The organism is Alcanivorax sp. HI0044, from assembly GCF_001634945.1.
In genome coordinates this window covers 1-1,622 of record NZ_LWEZ01001482.1, presented here as the reverse complement: position 1 = coordinate 1,622, position 1,622 = coordinate 1, and the positions used below count along the sequence as shown (strand labels likewise).

Below are 1,622 nucleotides of genomic sequence, written 5' to 3'. Positions count from 1 at the left end.
GGCAAAGCCATTTATTCACTGAGCTACGGCAACAGTGAAGAAAATGATTTTGAGGCCAACTCGGTGCATTTCGATATGAGTCAGGATTTTTTTGGTGACCTGACCACGTTGAGCCTGGGTTACTCAAAAGGGTGGGATGAAGTCTTCCGTACCGGTGACAACAGCTTTGCCGAGGAGGCGGACCGGCAACACTTTCGGATCGGCTTGAGTCAGGTGCTGACGAAAAACCTGATCGGTAGCATCGGCCATGAGTTGATTACCGATGAAGGCTACCTGAATAACCCTTACCGCTCTGTGCGTTACCTGACTTCCCCCAACAGCTACAGCTTTGAACCGGAGCGCTACCCCAATACCCGTACCAGTGAAGCCACGGCGATCCGGTTGTCGTATTACCTGCCATGGCGTGCTGGGTTGCACGGGGAATATCGACTTTATAGCGATTCCTGGGGCGTGGATGCCAATAGCTGGCAGCTTCAGCTCATTCAACCCATCGGCCAGCGCTGGACCGTGGAAACCCGCTACCGAAGCTATCAGCAGGGTGACGCGGATTTCTATGCGGATTTGTTCCCGTTTCAGAATGCCCAGAACTTTTTGGCCCGTGACAAGGAGCTGAGTGAGTTTTCGTCCACGGTGATCGGAATGGGGGTGGGTTTTCAGTTCAGCAAACCGAACTGGGGCACCATCGATAAAGCCGGCCTGCATCTATGGGTGGACCGCTTCAGCTTCGATTACGATAACTTCCGCGATATCCGGGTACAGACCACCCCCGGTACTGAGCCTTTATACAGCTTTGATGCCACCGTAACCCGGCTGCTGTTTACGCTCTGGTATTAGGTGCTGTCATGCAACACGCACTCCGCACCATGCGGGTTGGCCGTGTTGCATGATGCGTGCAGCGCGCAGCGTCTCTTACAGTGAATCCGTCAACAGGATCCCGAAGCTGTAACGGTTTTCGTAATCGTCGTAATTGATCAGCGAATCCCCGTAGCCAGAGAAAACCTGTACAAGCCCCTTGAAACGTTTGCTCAGGGGGAATGAGTAATTGATACGCCCCGCCCCTTTGTTATCTGAACGCAGGTTATTGCGCAGCATCAGCTCGATGACGTGATTGCCAAACGGGTGTGCCACTTCCAGCTCGAAATTCCCCATGTATTTCTCGATATCCGGGTTATCGTCGCCGCGAGTATCCGTGGGATCATCTTTTTTATCTTCGGGTATGCGATACCAGGGCTTGAAAGACCAGTAATAATCTCCTGTCTTGAACACATAGTTCATGAAGACGCGGTTCCAGCTGCGTGAAACAGGCACGTCCTGTCCGTTGGATTCGTGGTTGAACCCTATCGCCAGCAACTCGGAATCCAGCGGGCCGATCTGCCAGTCGATGGGCTTGGTAATGAACAGCTCGGGTTCGTAATTGGCTTCGCGGAACGGGGCAGAGAGCTCGCTGTTGTAGGCCTGCCAGTAGAAAGTGCCGGTGAATGCCATCCACAGGGTAATGTCATCCACGATCTTTTCCTTGATCGGGGCTTTCAGCGATAGCTGGAATTTTACCTCGGTGGGCTGTAGATCGCTGTCGTTCTTGGTGGGGTCGTTCCACTGCCGGTTGGACCAGTAGCTGTAGG

Annotated in this window: 2 protein-coding genes; one reads left to right on the top strand and one right to left on the bottom strand. The window is 53.3% G+C overall.

The genetic code is table 11. From position 1 onward, the window contains the following. The coding region (locus tag A3730_RS22380) for a DUF3570 domain-containing protein (protein WP_063538984.1) at positions 1-834 on the top strand (834 nt) is incomplete at its 5' end. Positions 835-909: 75 nt separating this feature from the next. On the opposite strand, the gene A3730_RS22375 is transcribed toward A3730_RS22380, so the two are convergent. Further along, on the bottom strand, positions 910-1,622 hold a 713-nt coding region (locus tag A3730_RS22375; protein ID WP_063538982.1), incomplete at its 5' end, for a phospholipase A.